Origin of the sequence: uncultured Ellagibacter sp. (assembly GCF_934636505.1) — a bacterium.
Taxonomy (GTDB): Bacteria; Actinomycetota; Coriobacteriia; order Coriobacteriales; family Eggerthellaceae; genus Ellagibacter.
Genome location: NZ_CAKUAL010000050.1, coordinates 1 through 16019 on the forward strand (window position 1 = coordinate 1; position 16019 = coordinate 16019).

The 16019-nt window shown below is 59.9% G+C and carries 12 protein-coding genes and 1 tRNA gene; 8 read left to right on the forward strand and 5 right to left on the reverse strand.

Features of this window, described 5'->3' with window-relative positions; all coding sequences use genetic code 11:
- The first annotated feature begins 331 nt into the window (after positions 1-331).
- On the forward strand, positions 332-640 hold the full coding sequence (locus Q0G18_RS06715; protein WP_297151100.1) for an MGMT family protein: 309 nt from the start codon (positions 332-334) through the stop codon (positions 638-640).
- A gap of 593 nt (positions 641-1233) precedes the next feature.
- Positions 1234-1425, forward strand: coding sequence for a hypothetical protein (locus Q0G18_RS06720; protein ID WP_297151102.1), 192 nt, complete (start codon positions 1234-1236; stop codon positions 1423-1425).
- Between the two features lie 72 nt (positions 1426-1497).
- Here Q0G18_RS06720 and Q0G18_RS06725 read toward each other — a convergent pair whose 3' ends face one another.
- Positions 1498-2919 (reverse strand): ATP-binding protein, encoded by a 1422-nt coding sequence (locus Q0G18_RS06725; protein ID WP_297151104.1) that lies wholly within the window; start codon positions 2917-2919, stop codon positions 1498-1500.
- A gap of 290 nt (positions 2920-3209) precedes the next feature.
- Here Q0G18_RS06725 and Q0G18_RS06730 point away from each other — a divergent pair, with 290 nt between their 5' ends.
- The 3 genes from Q0G18_RS06730 (at position 3210) to Q0G18_RS06740 (ending at position 6100) form a co-directional block, all read left to right on the forward strand.
- A complete protein-coding gene (locus tag Q0G18_RS06730) occupies positions 3210-3452 on the forward strand; it encodes a hypothetical protein (protein WP_297151105.1) in 243 nt (80 codons plus the stop codon).
- A 559-nt stretch (positions 3453-4011) separates the two neighbouring features.
- A complete protein-coding gene (locus Q0G18_RS06735) occupies positions 4012-5505 on the forward strand; it encodes a TrpB-like pyridoxal phosphate-dependent enzyme (RefSeq protein WP_297151107.1) in 1494 nt (497 codons plus the stop codon).
- A 307-nt stretch (positions 5506-5812) separates the two neighbouring features.
- On the forward strand, positions 5813-6100 hold the full coding sequence (locus Q0G18_RS06740) for a helix-turn-helix domain-containing protein (protein ID WP_297151110.1): 288 nt from the start codon (positions 5813-5815) through the stop codon (positions 6098-6100).
- 511 nt (positions 6101-6611) lie between these two features.
- Here the strand turns inward: Q0G18_RS06740 and Q0G18_RS06745 are convergent.
- The 3 genes from Q0G18_RS06745 to Q0G18_RS06755 form a co-directional block, all read right to left on the reverse strand.
- Positions 6612-7580, reverse strand: coding sequence for an ATP-binding protein (locus Q0G18_RS06745; protein ID WP_366769176.1), 969 nt, complete (start codon positions 7578-7580; stop codon positions 6612-6614).
- The gene (locus Q0G18_RS06750) at positions 7496-7729 is read right to left on the reverse strand and encodes a hypothetical protein (protein WP_297151112.1); all 234 of its coding nucleotides are present in this window, start codon (positions 7727-7729) and stop codon (positions 7496-7498) included. Before Q0G18_RS06750 ends, Q0G18_RS06745 begins: the two co-directional genes overlap by 85 nt.
- Before the next feature lie 349 nt (positions 7730-8078).
- Positions 8079-8156: transfer RNA gene (locus Q0G18_RS06755), tRNA-Met, on the reverse strand.
- Between the two features lie 234 nt (positions 8157-8390).
- Between Q0G18_RS06755 and Q0G18_RS06760 the strand changes: the two genes are divergently transcribed.
- The 3 genes from Q0G18_RS06760 to Q0G18_RS06770 are packed head-to-tail and all read left to right on the forward strand — an operon-like array spanning position 8391 to position 14973.
- Complete coding sequence (locus tag Q0G18_RS06760) at positions 8391-9143, forward strand: putative ABC transporter permease (RefSeq protein ID WP_297151115.1); 753 nt, start codon at positions 8391-8393, stop codon at positions 9141-9143.
- Positions 9140-14164 carry an acyl-CoA dehydratase activase gene (locus Q0G18_RS06765; protein ID WP_297151117.1) on the forward strand — a complete coding sequence of 1675 codons (5025 nt, stop codon included), beginning with the start codon at positions 9140-9142 and terminating at the stop codon, positions 14162-14164. The genes Q0G18_RS06760 and Q0G18_RS06765 overlap by 4 nt, the downstream gene beginning before the upstream one ends.
- A 17-nt stretch (positions 14165-14181) precedes the next feature.
- Positions 14182-14973: an amidohydrolase family protein gene (locus Q0G18_RS06770; RefSeq protein WP_297151120.1), complete on the forward strand. Its 792-nt coding sequence runs from the start codon at positions 14182-14184 to the stop codon at positions 14971-14973.
- Positions 14974-15057: 84 nt separating this feature from the next.
- Here the strand turns inward: Q0G18_RS06770 and Q0G18_RS06775 are convergent.
- A partial coding sequence (locus tag Q0G18_RS06775; protein WP_297151123.1) for a hemolysin family protein occupies positions 15058-16019 on the reverse strand: 962 nt, incomplete at its 5' end.

Here is a 16019-nt window from a genome sequence, read left to right on the forward strand (position 1 = left end):
GCCCTCCCCCGAGCGCCCCCTCTCGACCCCGCCTGGCAACCAAACACAAACCCAGGGCACAACTTTCGTCCCCTCCCCAGGCGTCCCATCCCCCTAAATTCGCCCTTTTTGTCCAGAAACCCTCCGAGCCGACGTCGGCCAGCATTTTCATGGTGGCGCCTCAAGGCAACTGACTCAGTTTTGCTGCAGGCATTCCAGACGCCACCGGGTCAAACGACCTTGACACGCACGCGCTTTCCCTCGATGCTTCGGTAAGGGGGGCTGCGAAAATCGCAGCACGGGTAATCGGCGCCGCGCCCCCGAAGGCAAAAGCAAACACGGGAGCGATACGATGGGAAAAGTCCTGGACGAAGATTTGGTTTATGAGATTCTCTCCGTCGTGGCGGAGATCCCGGCAGGATGCGTCGCCTCGTACGGTCAGATAGCGCGCCTCATCGGCAGGGAGAAAAACTCTCGCCTGGTCGGAGCCGTGCTGAGTGAAGCGGATCGCTACGGCGATTATCCGTGCCACCGCGTCGTCAACCACGCGGGACGCCTCGCACCCAACTTCCCCGACCAGCGATCACTACTGACGGAGGAAGGAGTCACCTTCCGAGACAACGGCTGCGTCGACATGAAAAAGCACCAGTGGAACGAGTAGCCAGGCAGCGCGGCGTCGAAAGGAGCGACGCCCACGGAGAGCAATCCGCAGGACGCCGAGCGGATGTGAGATCTGGCCGGCAAGCGAACAACAGCGAGAACAACTTGCACCATACCGAGCGGGCACGCGACCCCATACGACGGCGAGCGGCAACGAGTGAACGCAAGGCCGGATAGCAGGCGAATGACGAGCAAATACCGAACGGGCAACGACAGGCGGCGGGCGATCGTTGCCCCAAGCGCCGATCGGGCGGCAAATTAGATCGACCCCGCAGCTCAATTTTGCACGTAATCAAAAAAGTGCAAACATTTCGATAGGTTTTGGCACAAAAACCGAGTTGTCCCACTTATTCGTATGCGAAATATTCGCTTCCTGATTATTTGACCTGGGCTTTTATCATGTGGAGAAAATCGACAAGTCCGTTTTCTTTCTATTGAGGCCTTCCATCGTGGGATTCCTCGGTTTTTGTGCCGCAAACAGCCTTCGGGGCCGCACTTCATTCACGCCGCATGTCCCATAGGGCGGACCCTCGGGAATCGGAGCGAGCCCTTCAATGCACCACATCACAACCATCCCGGAAAGGCCGCAAACCCATGCTCAGCGAAACGATCGGGGCCGCTTTTCGCAGCTCGGCCATGCCCATAGCCAACGACCGCGTGCACCTCGTGCCGTACTGCGATCAGCTATTTGAAGACCACTTGCGACTGAGAATGGCGCTTTATCCTGCAATCACGAAGTTCATGACCGCAACGACGGGCGGCACGGGTTCCTACAAGATCGCGTGACGGAATCCAGGTGCCCAGGCCCTTCCACTCTGCCATCGCCCGCCCTGACATTACACGAGCCCCGAAGGGGCATCAGCGCGCTTCGAACATCTCGCCTGCGGTCACAAGCGTCAAATCGTCGCGCGCCTTCGCCTTCTTCTGCGTCGATTCGCTCACAGGCTCTTTCGTGAACAGGAAGAACGAGCGACGAGAGTACCCCTTCACGAGAGGAGCGCGGTGCTCAAGCATCTCGACCGCGCGTGACTCGTTGAAGGAGTTGCGCCACTTGCACTCGCCCAGAATGATCTCCCTCGACTCCTTGTCTGCAGCGATGAGGTCGATGTCGGTCTCGGCTTTGTCACGCGAATCGGTCCCCCACCAACGGCCGAACGACGACGCAAGAAACGGCAGCTCCCCCTTGGCGTTCGCGCGCACAACCCATTGCCCGCACACCGTCTCGAATTGTCTCCCCACATACGTCTGCAGGCCCTGTCCAAAGGCCGACCCGCGCGCAGCCGCAAACCCGGCGCCCGCCTCAATAGCGCCGACACTTTTGCTCACAAAGGCGTACCAATACGCGAAGAACGGGTCCTCGAGCGTATACAAAGCCCTGCGCGATGTGCTCGGATTCTCCCCAAATGGCACTTCGCGTTTAACAATGCCCAGGTCAAGAAGCATTTTTAGATACTTCGACATAGAGGACGCACTCACGCCCGCTCGCTCGGCTATCCGCTTCGGGGAAGTCTCACCAGAACCGATCGCATCGAGAATCGAGTTGTACAGCGCAGGCTCGCGCAGCTCTTGGCGAAGCAGCATAAGAGGCTCTTCGTAGAGGATCCCCGAGGTGTCGAACAGAAGCTCGGTAACGTTCTCCTCGTACGTTGCCCCCGCATCGATTTGCGCCAAGTAATACGGCGTGCCTCCGAATGTCGAGTAATACGTAATCGATTGCTCCGGCGAAAGCCCTGGCAGCATGAGCGCCGCATCGAAACAGTCAAACGGCTTAACCTTCAGCTGCATAGTGCGGCGACCGTACAGCGGGCTTTTCCGCCCAAGCACCTCGCCCTCCATGAACCCCTCGTTGCTTCCGCACAAGATAATACGAACGTTGGTGGCGCTCAAACCGTGATCGATAGCGATCTGCAAAACCGATGGAAGAGACGGCTCAGTTTCCGCAGCATAGGGAAATTCATCGAAGACGAGGAGAAACGGCTCGCCTTCGCGTTGCTTGGCGGCGTCCGCGATGAAGGAGAAGGCGCTGCGCCAATCGGGGAACACGCCAGCATCTCCCGGCAAACCAAAAAACGAATAGATGGCACGCGAAAAGTAAGCCAGATTCTGCAGCGAGCTGCGCTGCTGAGCAGTGAAGTAGAGCGTCGGCTTATCGCTGGCAAAGGCGTCGATGAGCGTGGTTTTTCCAACGCGCCTACGACCGTAGACCACCGCCATCTGAAACCCGTCCTTCGCATACATGCGATTGAGCTGGGCAAGCTCCTTTTCGCGCCCAACGAACATACGCTCACCACTTTCTTCTGCATAAGATGCTTATGAGTATGATACTCGTAAGCATCTTATGCAAGCAATAGCGAGAATAGATAGTGGGCAGCCATCATTTCGAGGAGTTATTCCGACGGCGCCGAAGCCTCCCCATAAAGAAAACGGCCACCTCCCGATAAGGTCCGCGACCTGCGCGGGTACATGCTGAACAGCGCCGATTGCGTCGTGTTCCCGAAAGAGTCCATGGGAACCATGGAGGGCACGAACGCCCACGTCGGCGCAGCCAGGATGAAGGGGCGCGCCATGTCGTGGTCGCGAAAGGGCGCCGAGGCGATGTGCCTGGTCAGGTGCGCTTTCGCGGAGGGGCGGCCGCTCGTCGCGTCGAAGTTCCCCGCGCTCTACTCGAAGAAGGAGGAGAGGCCGCCGAGAAGTTCCTCGCCAAGGGCCTGTCGCGCGGCCCCGAGTCGTGCGGATCGGGCTGGGCGCCGCCGCACCAGGCGTCCACCTGGGCGATGAGGTCCAACGCGCGCTTCCGCGCCGGGTCGTGCTAGAATGCGCCTATCCGCAGCGCCGATGGCGCCCCGACCCCCGTCGCACCGGCAAGGCTTCCGGTCGGCTTTTCCCGCAAAACTTAACTCGCACCAGTTTCAAAAATTGCTTGACGCGCTTGTTTTGTTCGGTTTAGAATTCGCCCAGGTTGACAACCAAAGACACCTAAACCGTTGAAGCGGGAGTAAAAGCGACAAAAGCGCTTACAGAGAGTTCGGGGTGCTGAGATCCGGCAGTAGCAAGTCGCCATAATGGGCCGCTGAGGGCGCAGTTAATAAGCTGCGACGCAAGGACCGCGTCAGAGTCCACGGATGTGATGGCATCCAAAAAAGTGCGCCCGCAAGGGCGAATCAAGGTGGCACCGCGAGTTTTCTGATTTCGGATTATCGAATCGTTTTGAAAGCCCGTCCTTGAGGAGCATGTTTCGCTTCGTCAAGGACGGGCTTTTTCGTTCTTGGGGATGCGGACATGCAAATCCATCGCTGAGCGCTGGCAAAGGCCAAGCCGGTGCTCGACCGTATCCCGCGGGGCAGCCCGCACGTATCTCGAAAGGACGAGACCATGAACGACCAGAAGAACGCCGACATCTCTATCGAAGACGCTGTTTCGGCGGCGGCTGATTTGGGTTGCGCACCCGAAGCGGGCGAAGAAAAGACCGAGCCCTATCGCCTATACCTAAGGGAAGACCAGATTCCGACTCAGTACTACAATGTCCGCGCCGACATGCCCGAAAAGCCCGAACCTATGCGCCTTCCGAACGGAAAGGCGGCTACGTTCGAGGACATCCGCCCCGTGTTCTGCGACGAGTTGGTGCGCCAGGAGCTTGACGACGACACGCGCTATATCGACATCCCCGAAGGCGTGCGCGAGATGTACAAAGTGTATCGCCCGTCTCCGCTGTGTCGCGCCTACAACCTGGAACGTGCTTTGGGTACGCCCGCCAAGATCTTCTACAAGTTCGAAGGCAACAACACCTCGGGTTCGCATAAGCTCAATTCCGCCCTCGCTCAGGCGTATTACGGGGCTCAGCAGGGACTGAACACCATTACGACCGAAACGGGAGCCGGCCAGTGGGGTACCGCTCTTTCCGAGGCTGCCGCGCACTACGGGCTTGACTGCGAGGTGTTCATGGTCAAGTGCTCATACGAGCAGAAGCCGTTCCGCCGCAACATCATGCAGACTTTCGGCGCCAACGTTACTCCGTCCCCTTCCGACACGACCGAGATCGGGCGCAAGATGCTCGCCGACGATCCGACATGCACGGGCTCCCTTGGAACCGCGATTTCCGAGGCGGTTGAAAAGGCGCTTCATGTGCCCGAGAACCGCGGCCGCTATCAGCTTGGCAGCGTTTTGAACCAGGTGGTGCTTCACCAGTCGATCATCGGTTTGGAATCGAAGGCAGCCTTGGAAGAGCTGGGCGAATATCCCGATGTCGTCATTGGCTGCGCAGGCGGCGGAAGCAATGTGGGCGGTTTGATGGGCGCCTTTATGAAAGACAAGCTCGACGGCACGAAACCCGACACCGATTTCATCTGCGTTGAGCCTGCAAGCTGCCCGTCCATGACGCGCGGTCGCTACGCCTACGACTTCGCGGACACCGGCCAAACGTGCCCGCTGTGCAAGATGTACACGCTCGGCAACGGGTTCATCCCCTCAGCCGATCATGCCGGCGGCCTGCGTTATCACGGCATGAGCCCCATTGTTTCCAAGCTAGTGCACGACGGCTATGCACGTGCGGTCAGCGTTAAGCAGACGGATGTCTTCCAGGCGGGCGTGCAGTTCGCGAAACTCGAAACCATCCTACCCGCACCAGAGAGCTCGCATGCCATCAAGGTGGCCATCGATGAGGCTCTGGAATGCAAGGAAACGGGCGAGGCGAAGACGATCCTGTTCGGCCTTACGGGAACGGGTTATTTCGACATGATGGCTTATGACGCCTTCATCAATGGGAAGATGGAAGACCATATCCCGACCGACGAAGAGCTTGAGGTAGGATTCGCCACTATCCCGGCTGTTCCTGGCATTCAGGCGGCGGGCGGCCTTCCTTTTGAGTAGCGTTCGTCTTGAGTCGGCGCGTCGAGCGTCCCTAGACAAACAAAAAGGTCGGAAGCTTTTCGGCTTCCGACCTGAAGTTTCATGGTCGCGGGGGGCGGATTTGAACCACCGACCTTCGGGTTATGAGCGACCCCAAAGCGTTTCGGGACGAATAGGCTTTATTCACCAATTTTAAACACGGTTGATTTGTAAGTTCATCCGAACACTTAGGTTTCGTTCTCTAACTCAGCCGGACATGTCCGGCTGAGTACGAGAATTCCTTTCCAGAGGCGAGGGCCGAGGGCCCTCCCGAGAGAAAGGAAGAAAGATGCAGGGAAAGAAGCAGCTGAAGCGCTACCGCAGGCTGGACAGGGTCGAGCGCGCCGCCATACAGAGCAGTCTGGACAAGGGCAGGTCGTGCAGGCAGATGGCCCGCGACCTGGGCCGCTCGCCCTCGACGGTGTCCGACGAGGTGGCGCGCAACCGCACCGTGTACAAGGGGCCCGGCGCAACCGGTGTTGCAACCACCGCTATTGCCGTTGCAAAGCTAGTGCCCAAAGCCATTCCCGTTGTTAAGGAGAAGGCGCCAGTAATTGCAAAAGCGGCAGCGATATAGCAGAGGTCATTATTCGGAAGTAGGGCTCTCTACTCGAACCTTGCTCGGCCCTACTCGAACCCGTAGGGCCGAGCAAATTGACCGTCCGCCTTTTAAGCCAAGCGCAGCAAAAACGCTTTTACTCGTACCTACTAGAACTTACTCGACCCCACTCGAGCCAATCCAGCGAAGCCGACTCTATGTTTGCCGAACTCACTTGAGCGTGTAATGCTGTGAAGGATCCTTTGGGCCCGACCCATGCCAAACAAGGACTCCCTTGTCGACAAGTCCGCGGAGCACTGGCCTCGCAACCTTTACGCTGCGATCGAGCAGGGTGCAAAGCTCTCCAACGGTTATTCTTCCTTTGGCGTAGATGCACTGCAATGCAGTAAGTTCGTACTCATTTAGCCCGTCTAATACTTCTTGACCTACGTCTCCTGCGAACGCATCATCGCGACGCATCACCCTTGAGGTGATGCTGTTCTCCAGGATGAGCATGACGGACGCATCATTTGGCTCGCTGAAGATGGGATCATGCAGAAAAACCCTGCATCTCATCGTAAATTCGCTGAACACCCTCATTAAGCTCGCGAACCCAGCCCATCTCGGCGAGAACACGGGCAATGCCGGGATTGCGTGAGTATCTGGTATTGCGCATGTTGTCCAACGTAACGATATTGGGAAGCTTGCCTGGGCTCTGGATTTCCATCCTGTCATCAAAGATGGAAACACGAATATGGTCCCCGGCAATAGCGTAATTGCGATGGGTGACCGCGTTGACAAGACCTTCGAACCAGGCGAACTCTGGGTATTCGGGAATCACTTTGAAAACGCCGTCGTCACCCAAGAACTGGAACTCGCGAAGCTGGCTGGATATCATCGCCTTCGCCTCATCGATGACGCGAGGAATAGGACCGTCAAACGTCCGCTCCTTCACAAGATTCATTCTGCTGCCAGTTTCCCTTGCATTGCCTTCGTACTTGAGCACCCTCACCCTAGCGCACGGAAGAAATCGTGTCGGATTGTCCGAGAACAAAAGAACGCCGGCATTCGTCAAGTGGCCGTCGATCAGAAACCCCCTGCTACGAAGCAGCTGCTCATCGCTGACATCGGTATCAAGAGACGCCTTGTATCGCGCCAAGACCTCATGGTCCACGTCGTCCAACAAAGAACGAGTACAAACCTCTTCTTCGAAGTTGCGCTGGTTCTTGTCGTATTCCAAAGCTCGAACCTGCTCACGGTCCAACTTGGCACTGTTGTCCCTTTGGCGGAGGAAGACCTCGTTATCTTTCTTCCTAGCGATAACCCGATCAGTTGACGCAGCGATGTCAAGAACGAGTATCAAATCGTCCTCACCATCTGCGTTGACCACGGGAAGTTCCTTACTGGTAACCGCAGGCGATGGCACACAATCCGTTATTGCCGCCCGCTTGAAGTCCTCGATTGCACGAGCACCGTCTCTTTTGAACCCAGATACCGTCCCGTCGTCCTCAATACCGATAACAAGCTTGCCCCTGCCGCATTCGCAAAGGCAGAGATATGTTTCGCGATCTCGGCGGTATCCTTGCGCGCGCTTTTGCGATCAAAGTAATAGGTCTCTTTCTCTGAAGAGAAGACCTCGGGAGAATCGACTGTTATCGGTTGTTGCATACAAGCTCCTTCAAAACCAATTCAAGGAATTATACTACCGCGCTTGTTTTCCAACTCGCAGCCAAGGGGGCTCGACGCATCGTGCCTCATTTTCATACCCTTATGCTAAACGACAGGGGACTTCCCCTGCCTTCGGCGGTCCTGGGCTTTGCAGCCAGACCAGTTAAGGTTCATTTTACTCGAACCTTACTAGAACCTACTCGAATCTGTGCGGCCGAGCAGGTTTTGCTTGCTTCGCCTGAAATATCCGACGGGAGGGTGGTTTACAGCCTCTCGCGCTCGCGCGCAGGGGGCAGACTAAAGTCATTAAAAAGGTCGGAAGCTTTTCGGCTTCCGACCTGAAGTTTCATGGTCGCGGGGGGCGGATTTGAACCACCGACCTTCGGGTTATGAGCCCGACGAGCTGACCAGACTGCTCCACCCCGCAATGTATGTTTGGCGCTTTCCTTAATGCAAAAGCTGCAAGAAAGAATATTACCCTTGTCGATCGCACAAGGCAAGAATTAAATCTCGCGTCACAAAACCACCACATGCAGATCTCGGCAACCCTTCCGCAAGCTTTCTCGAATTATTTCGTTTCGCCACAAGTGGGGAGCATATAATAGTGTCCCTACGGAATAATGCGAGCAAGTCATCTATCTGGGGAAAGGAGCAGGGACGAATGGCCGATGCGAACCATCGCAACACGGACGGTTCCGCGCGTCCACACGCCTACGCGCTTCCCTCCCATCGCATGGTACGCCGTGCCAGGCCCCTCCCCGAAAAGCTCACCTTCTTCCATCTCTTCTGGATCTTCGTCATCTGCAGCGTCATCGGTCTCGTCGTCGAGACCATCGTGAGCTACCCCATCGATGGCATCTGGAAAGATCGCGCGGGCCTGGTTTGGGGCCCGTTTTCCCCTATCTACGGTGTCGGCGGCATGCTCATCACCATGGCGCTGTGGAACCTGCGCGACAAAAGCGCGCTCGCCATGGGAATCTGCGCGGGCTTCGTCGGCGCGGGCTTCGAGTTCATCGCAGGCTGGTTTTGGGAGACGTTCTTCGGAATCGTCGCGTGGAGCTACGCCGACCAGCCCTTTAACCTGGGAGGACACACCTGTCTCGGCATCGCAATCGTCTGGGGGTTCGCCGGCCTCGCCTGGATGCGGATCGGCCTGCCGCCCATGCTGCGCATCATCGAGGACATCCCGAAAAGCGTCCGCAAGCCGCTCACGGCCATCCTCTGCGCGTACATGATCGCGAACATCGTAATGACCATCCTCAGCTTCAATTACTGGTACGAACGACAGAATGGCGACCCCATCGAGACGCCGCTTCAGTCATACTTTGCAGAGAACTACAGCGACGAGTTTATGAGCGAACGCTTCCAAACCATGTCGCTCTACGCCGACCTTGTGAAACGTGGGAATCAATGATAGCTAGCACTTACCATTTGGGAATCGACGTCGGATCCACCACCGCGAAAGCCGTGGTGTTCGACCCGCTCGCGCAGCGCGTGCTCTTCTCGCGCTACGTGCGCCACAACGCGCATCAGGTGGAAACGGTTGCCACCCTCCTGCGCACGGTGGCAAAAGAATTCCCCGGGTGCTCGTTTCGCCTGGTAGCATGCGGGTCGGGCGGCACCACCATCGCCGACGCCCTCGGCGTGCCCTTCGTGCAGGAAGTCGTTGCGAACTCGCTTGCCGTGCGCCGCGACCACGAGAACGTGCGCTGCGCGATCGAGCTTGGCGGCCAGGATGCGAAGATGGTGTTCTTCGAGCGCGACGAGAAGTCGGGCGCCACCACCGTGGCCGACATGCGCATGAACGGCTCGTGCGCCGGCGGCACGGGCGCCTTCATCGACGAGATGGCCGCGCTTCTGAAGGTGCCTGTCGAACAGTTCGACGAGCTCGCCGCGCGCGGGCAATCGGTCCACCAGGTATCGGGCCGCTGCGGCGTTTACGCGAAAACCGACATCCAGCCCCTGCTCAACCAGGGGATTTCGAAGGAGGACCTGGCACTGTCGTCGTTTCACGCCATCGCGAAGCAGACGATCGGCGGCTTGGCGCAGGGCCTCGACATCCATCCGCCCGTCATCTTCGAGGGCGGCCCGCTAACCTTCAACCCGACGCTCGTGCGCGTGTTTGCCGAGCGCCTGGAGCTTGCCGACAACGATATCGTGATCCCCCAAAACCCGGAGACCATCGTCGCCTTGGGTGCTGCCCTCGCAGCCGACGAGCTGTTCGCGGATAACGAGAACTGCCTCGTCGCAAACCTTCTCGATGCAGCCGACACCCTCGACAAGGCCGCGGCGAACCCCGCCGCCAGCACGCGCGGGACAGCCTACTTCGCCTCGGACGAGGAGCGCGCCGCGTGGGAAGCCTCGCATGCGCTCGCCCCGCAAACGCCACCTGACCCCGCCCCTGGCTCGACGGTGCGCGCCTACCTGGGCATCGACTCGGGCTCCACCACTACCAAGTTTGCACTCGTTTCCCCCGATGGGAAGCTTGTCGACTCGTTTTACGCCCCCAACGAGGGCGAGCCGCTCGACGTCGCACGTGCGGCGCTCATCGCACTGCGCGACCGCTATCGCGCAGCGGGCGCCACGCTCGACATCCTGGGCGTGGGAACCACCGGCTACGGCGAGCTCATGTTCGCGAAATCCTTCGGCGCCGATTACCACACGGTCGAGACCGTGGCGCACGCCCGCGCGGCGGAGGCGTGCGTGCCCGACGCGAGCTTCGTGTTGGACATCGGCGGGCAGGACATGAAGGCCCTATGGCTCGACGGCGGCATCATCACCGACATCGTCGTGAACGAGGCCTGCTCATCGGGCTGCGGGTCGTTCCTAGAAAACTTCGCATCCTCACTTAACATCCCTGTGGAAAACATCGCGCAGGCCGCGTTCTCCTCGACCAACCCCGCCGTGCTCGGCAGCCGCTGCACCGTGTTCATGACGAGCAGCATCGTATCCGAACAACGCTGCGGGAAAACGCCCGCCGACATCATGGCAGGCCTGTGCCGCTCGATTATCGAGAACGCGTTTACCAAGGTCATACGCATATCGAACCTCGAAAGCCTCGGCAAGAAGGTCGTCGTGCAGGGCGGCACGTTCTTAAACGACGCCGTGCTGCGCGCACTCGAGCAACACATCGACCGCGAGGTCACGCGCGCGCCCTACCCGGGGCTCATGGGCGCCATCGGCATCGCGCTGCTTACGCAGGAGCATCTGGAGGGCGCCCGCCGCGAGAGGGGCGAGGTCGCAGCAAGCTTGGGGGAAGCGAACGCGACCAACGAGAACGCAACCGGCGAGGGGCGCGAGCCCGCACGCGCGAGCGCCTTCTCCCTCGATGCGCTCGACGCCTTCTCGTATACGCAGGAGTCTAACCTCATCTGCCCCTTCTGCGCGAACCACTGCAACCGCACGCGCATCACCTTCGCGAACGGCGACTCGTGGGTGACGAGCAACCGCTGCCCGCGCGGCGAGGTGGTGGGCGACCCGAAGGACAAATCCATCCGTGACCAGGTAAAACGCATCGCTGCCGCCGTCGACAGCGTGCCGAACCTGTTCGACGTCCGCGAGAAGCTCCTCTTCCGCGACTGGCCCTGCACGCCCAACCCTGCGCCGCAAAACACGGTCATCGGCATGCCCCGCGTCCTCTCGATGTGGGAATACGCCCCCTTCTGGACGACGCTGTTCCGCTCGCTCGGCTTCACGGTGAAGCTGTCGCGCCCGAGCACGCGCGCCATGTACGAGCGCGGGCTCTCGGCCGTGTCCTCAGACACCGTGTGCTTCCCCGCAAAACTTGTCCACGGGCACGTGCGCGATTTGGCCGATCAGGGGGTCGACCGCATCTTCATGCCCTCCGTCACGACGGTGACCTCGGAAAACACCTCGAAAACGAGCCAATCGATGTGCGCGGTGGTGAAGGGCTACCCCATCGTCATGCGCAATTCGGACAACCCCGAGAAGCGCTTCGGCATCCCCTTCGACGCGCCGCTGTTCCACTGGCTCTCGCAGAAAGACCGCGACCGCCAGCTCACCGAGTACCTCACACGCGAGTTCTCCCTCGACACCGCAAGCGTGCGCCAGGCAATCGATGCGGCCGACGCTGCGCAAAAAACGTTCAAGGCCGAGCTTGCGCAGGAAGGCGAGCGCATTTGCGACCAGGTGGAACGCGAAGGCTCCTTCGCCGTCGTGCTCGCAAGCAGGCCGTACCAGAACGACAACTTGGTCAACCATGAGCTGCCGCGCGCCTTCACCGAGCTCGGCATCCCCGTGATCTGCGCCGATGCTGTGCCCCACGTGAACGAGGTCGACCTTTCAAAAAGCCGCCTCGACGTGGTGAACAACTTCCACGCGCGCATGCTGGGCTCCGCCGTGATCGCTGCGGGAAGTCCGAATCTGGAATATGTCCAGCTCGTGAGCTTCGGCTGCGGCCACGACGCCTACCTCTCCGACGAGATCATCCGCCTCATGCACCTCGCCGGGCCCAAAGCCCCCCTCATCCTGAAGGTCGACGAGAGCGACATCCAAGGGCCGCTGCGCATCCGCGTGCGTTCGTTCATCGAGACCATCCGTCTACGCAGGAAAAAGACCGGGAACGAGAAGACGAGCGATCGGGAAGCTGCCGCGCCGCCCGCGACCATCGCGAGCGCCCCGACCCCCGAGGCCTCCGCGAACACGCCCACAACCGCGCAAGCCACCCCGGCCCCCGTTCCACGAACGAGAAAGCACGCCCGCGAGCTTCCCGACCCCTATCCGCAGAAGTTCACGAAAACCGACCGTCAGGACAAGGTGGTGCTCATCCCGAACACCTCGCATGCATTCTGCCGCCTGATGTCAGTCGCCTTCGAGAGCCAAGGGCTGCGGACCGTCCCGCTTGAAATCGGGCGCGAAGAGGCCATTCGCCTGGGCAAGCAATACGTGCACAACGATATCTGCTTCCCCGCACAAATCGTTATCGGCGAGGCGCTCGCCGCGCTTCGCAGCGGGAAGTACGACCCCGACAAGGTCGCTGTCGGCACCGGCAAGTACATTGGCGACTGCCGACTCACGCACTACGAGGCGCTCCTGCGCAAAGCGCTCGACGACGCCGGTTATCCGCAGGTCCCTATCATCACGAACGACGACGTCGACTTCCACAACGTGCACCCTGGGTTCAAGATGAACGTGAGCTCGGCTTTAAAAGTCGCCTTCACGCTGCCGATGATCGACGCGCTCGAGGAGCTGCTGCGCAAGATGCGCCCCTACGAGACCGTGCCGGGAGCTGCCGACCGCGCCTTCGACGAGGCGCTCGACTTGCTGATGGAAGGTTTGCGCGGCAAGTCGCTTCGCTCCCTTAAACGTGGGTTTTCCCAGGCCATCGACGAGATGAAGAAGGTTCCTTACGACCGCACGCACCGCAAGCCGCAGGTGCTCATCGTGGGCGAATATCTGCTGAACTTCCATCCCGGCGCCAACCACGATGTCGAGCTGTACTTAGAGCGCAACGGGCTCGAGGTCATTGAGGCGCGCATGACCGACGTCATCAGGAAGACGTACTTCTACCAGCATGCACAGGAAAAGGAGTACCGCGTCACGCGCCCCCTCAAGGAGAAGGCGTGGCACGCGGTTGCGGACAACGTGTTCGACGTGGCACACAACATATGCGACAGCATCGCGTGCGCGCACCCGCTCTACGAGCCACCCTGCCGCATGCCCGACCTGGTACGCGCGAGCGACCCCATCATCCACCACACGTTCGACGCGGGCGAAGGCGTGCTCATCCCTGGCGAGATCCTGCATCACGCCGCCCACGGCTGCACCTCGTTTTTGATCCTGCAACCGTTCGGGTGCTTACCGAATCACGTCGTCGGGCGCGGCATCGCCAAACGCCTGAAGGAGCTCTACCCCCAGGCGAACATCTTGCCGCTCGATTACGACCCCGACGTCAGCTTCGCGAACATCGAAAACCGCTTGCAGATGCTCATCTTAAGCGCGAAGGGAACAGAAAATTCCCAGGTAGAAGCTGAGGGAGCGTCTGCTCGCGCCACGCAGGCGGCAAGTTCTGCTGTCACGGACGCGGCCCTTGCCGTGGCGAGCGCCGCGGACAGCGCCGCTTACGCAGCCGCCGACGTGGCCGCCCACGCGATCGACGCCGGCAAGTTCGCAGCAAAGACCGCCTCCTCCGCTCGCAGCGCCGCGGGTGCCGCCGCCGAGGCCGCAAGCGACGCTGCGGCGGCAAAGGCAGCAGACACTGCAGCCCGCGCCCACGAGGCAGCCGCGCGAGCGCACGAAGCCGCAGAGAAAGCCCAGGTCGCGGCTTCTGCCAAAGCCGCTGCCGCTTCCGCTCGGGCCGCCGCCGCTGCCGCACGGGCCCACGAAGCCGCCGAACGCCTTGCTTCCGCAAAAACAACCGAAGACAGAAGCACCCAGAAGTTGGACAATCAAGCAAGCACCCAGAGAAGAAGCTAGAAAGAAGATTCCATCCCATGACCGTCGTCGATGCCCACGTTCACGTATATCCTGAGAAAATCGCGCTCCGCGCCGCTGAAAGCGTGGGCGACTTCTACCAGTACCCCATGTTCAAGGAGGGGTCCATCCCCGCAATGCTCGCCGCTGTGGAGGGCTCGCCCATCACGCATCACATCATCTATTCGGTTGCGACGAAACCCTCCAACGTTGAGTCCATCAACGACTTCATCGCGGCAGAGTGCAAAAAACACCCCAACTTCGTCGGCTTCATGGCGATGCATCAGGACTATCCCAATCCGGAGGCCGAAATCGAACGTGCGATTGGCCTGGGACTTCGAGGGATGAAGCTCCATCCCGACACGCAGAAGGTGAACATGGACGACGATCGGCTCATGCGCATCTACGAGCTGATCGAGGGCCGCATGCCGCTCGTCATGCACTGCGGCGACTACCGAACCGATTTCTCTCACCCGCGCCGAATGAAGCGCATCCTGCACGAGTTCCCGAACCTCGTCGTTGACGCGGCGCACTTCGGCGGCTGGTCGGTGTTCGACCTGGCCGTCGAGTATCTGGAAAACGAAAACTGCTTCCTCGACATGTCGAGCTCGCAGAAGTTTCTGGGGCGTCGCCGCACGCGGGAGCTCTGCGAAATCTACGGCGCCGACCGCATCCTGTTCGGGTCGGACTTCCCCATGTGGGACCCCTCAGAAGAGTTCGAGATGTTCGAGTCACTCGACTTCCCCAAAGCCGATTTCGAGAAGATGACCTGGCATAACGCCGAGCGATTCATCGGGACGGACATTCGCTAGAAACCTTTAGGGGCCAGGCTATCACATTCTCGCTGCCACAAAAAAGCGGCGGCGAGAATGCTCCCACCGCCGCCAACACACAGGCTATTCCTCGTCGTCCTCGCGAGGAATCTGCTCCACGCGCACGAGAATCTTGTCGACGCGGTGACGGTCCATGTCGACCACCGTGAACGTCGCCTTCGCGTCGCGCCCCGTAAAGGCCACCGTGTCCCCCTCCTCGGGGATGCGGTCGAACGCAGCGAGCAAAATGCCTGCCGCCGTTTCGCATTCGTTCGCTTCCTCGGGAAGAAAGCCGAGCAGATCCTCCAGGTCATCGATGGAAAGCGAGCCGTCGATCAAGTAGCGGCCGTCGCCTTTCTTCACGATCTCGTCGGCCAAGCCGTGGCTGTACTCGTCGTCGACGCGTCCCACGATCTGCTCCATGATGTCGCTCATCGTGACGATGCCCGCCGTGCCGCCATGCTCGTCCACGACCACGGCGATCTTGGTATGGCGGCGCTGCAGCAGCTGCAAGAGCTTCGCAATGGGGATGCTCTCGGGTACTGCGTACAGCTCGCGGATGGGCAGATCCTCCATCGAAGCGTCGGCGTCCATCATGAACAGGTCTTTCACGTGAACGAACCCGACCAGGTGGTCCTTGCTCCCCTGGCACACCGGATAGCGCGTGTACTTGTAGCGTTCGGCAAGCTCGCGGTTCTCTTGAAGCGAGTCCTCCATGTCGAGGCAGGTCAGCTCGATGCGCGGCGTCATGATTGCCTCGGCGTCCTTGTCGCCCAAATCGAAGATGTTGTCGACGTACTCGTTTTGCTCAGGCTCGATAAGCCCGCTTTCCGTGGACTCGTCGATGAGCAGCTTGATCTCCTCGCCTGTGTACACATCGTGCTCGTTGGCCGGATCGTGCCCGGTCAAACGCACGACACCGTTGGTAATGCCGTTGAACAGCAGCATAATCGGGTAGGTGATGCGGTAGAACCACAGAAGCGGGGTCGCCGTCATGAGCGCATAGCGCTCCGTCGCGAAGATGGCGAACGATTTGGGGATGAGCT

Bases quoted from the DNA above. Each gene is read 5' to 3' on its own strand.
- Q0G18_RS06715 (WP_297151100.1), top strand. From the start codon at position 332: ATGGGAAAAGTCCTGGACGAAGATTTGGTTTATGAGATTCTCTCCGTC.
- Q0G18_RS06720 (WP_297151102.1), top strand. From the start codon at position 1,234: ATGCTCAGCGAAACGATCGGGGCCGCTTTTCGCAGCTCGGCCATGCCC.
- Q0G18_RS06725 (WP_297151104.1), bottom strand. From the start codon at position 2,919: ATGTTCGTTGGGCGCGAAAAGGAGCTTGCCCAGCTCAATCGCATGTAT.
- Q0G18_RS06735 (WP_297151107.1), top strand. From the start codon at position 4,012: ATGAACGACCAGAAGAACGCCGACATCTCTATCGAAGACGCTGTTTCG.
- Q0G18_RS06740 (WP_297151110.1), top strand. From the start codon at position 5,813: ATGCAGGGAAAGAAGCAGCTGAAGCGCTACCGCAGGCTGGACAGGGTC.
- Q0G18_RS06750 (WP_297151112.1), bottom strand. From the start codon at position 7,729: ATGCAACAACCGATAACAGTCGATTCTCCCGAGGTCTTCTCTTCAGAG.
- Q0G18_RS06760 (WP_297151115.1), top strand. From the start codon at position 8,391: ATGGCCGATGCGAACCATCGCAACACGGACGGTTCCGCGCGTCCACAC.
- Q0G18_RS06765 (WP_297151117.1), top strand. From the start codon at position 9,140: ATGATAGCTAGCACTTACCATTTGGGAATCGACGTCGGATCCACCACC.
- Q0G18_RS06770 (WP_297151120.1), top strand. From the start codon at position 14,182: ATGACCGTCGTCGATGCCCACGTTCACGTATATCCTGAGAAAATCGCG.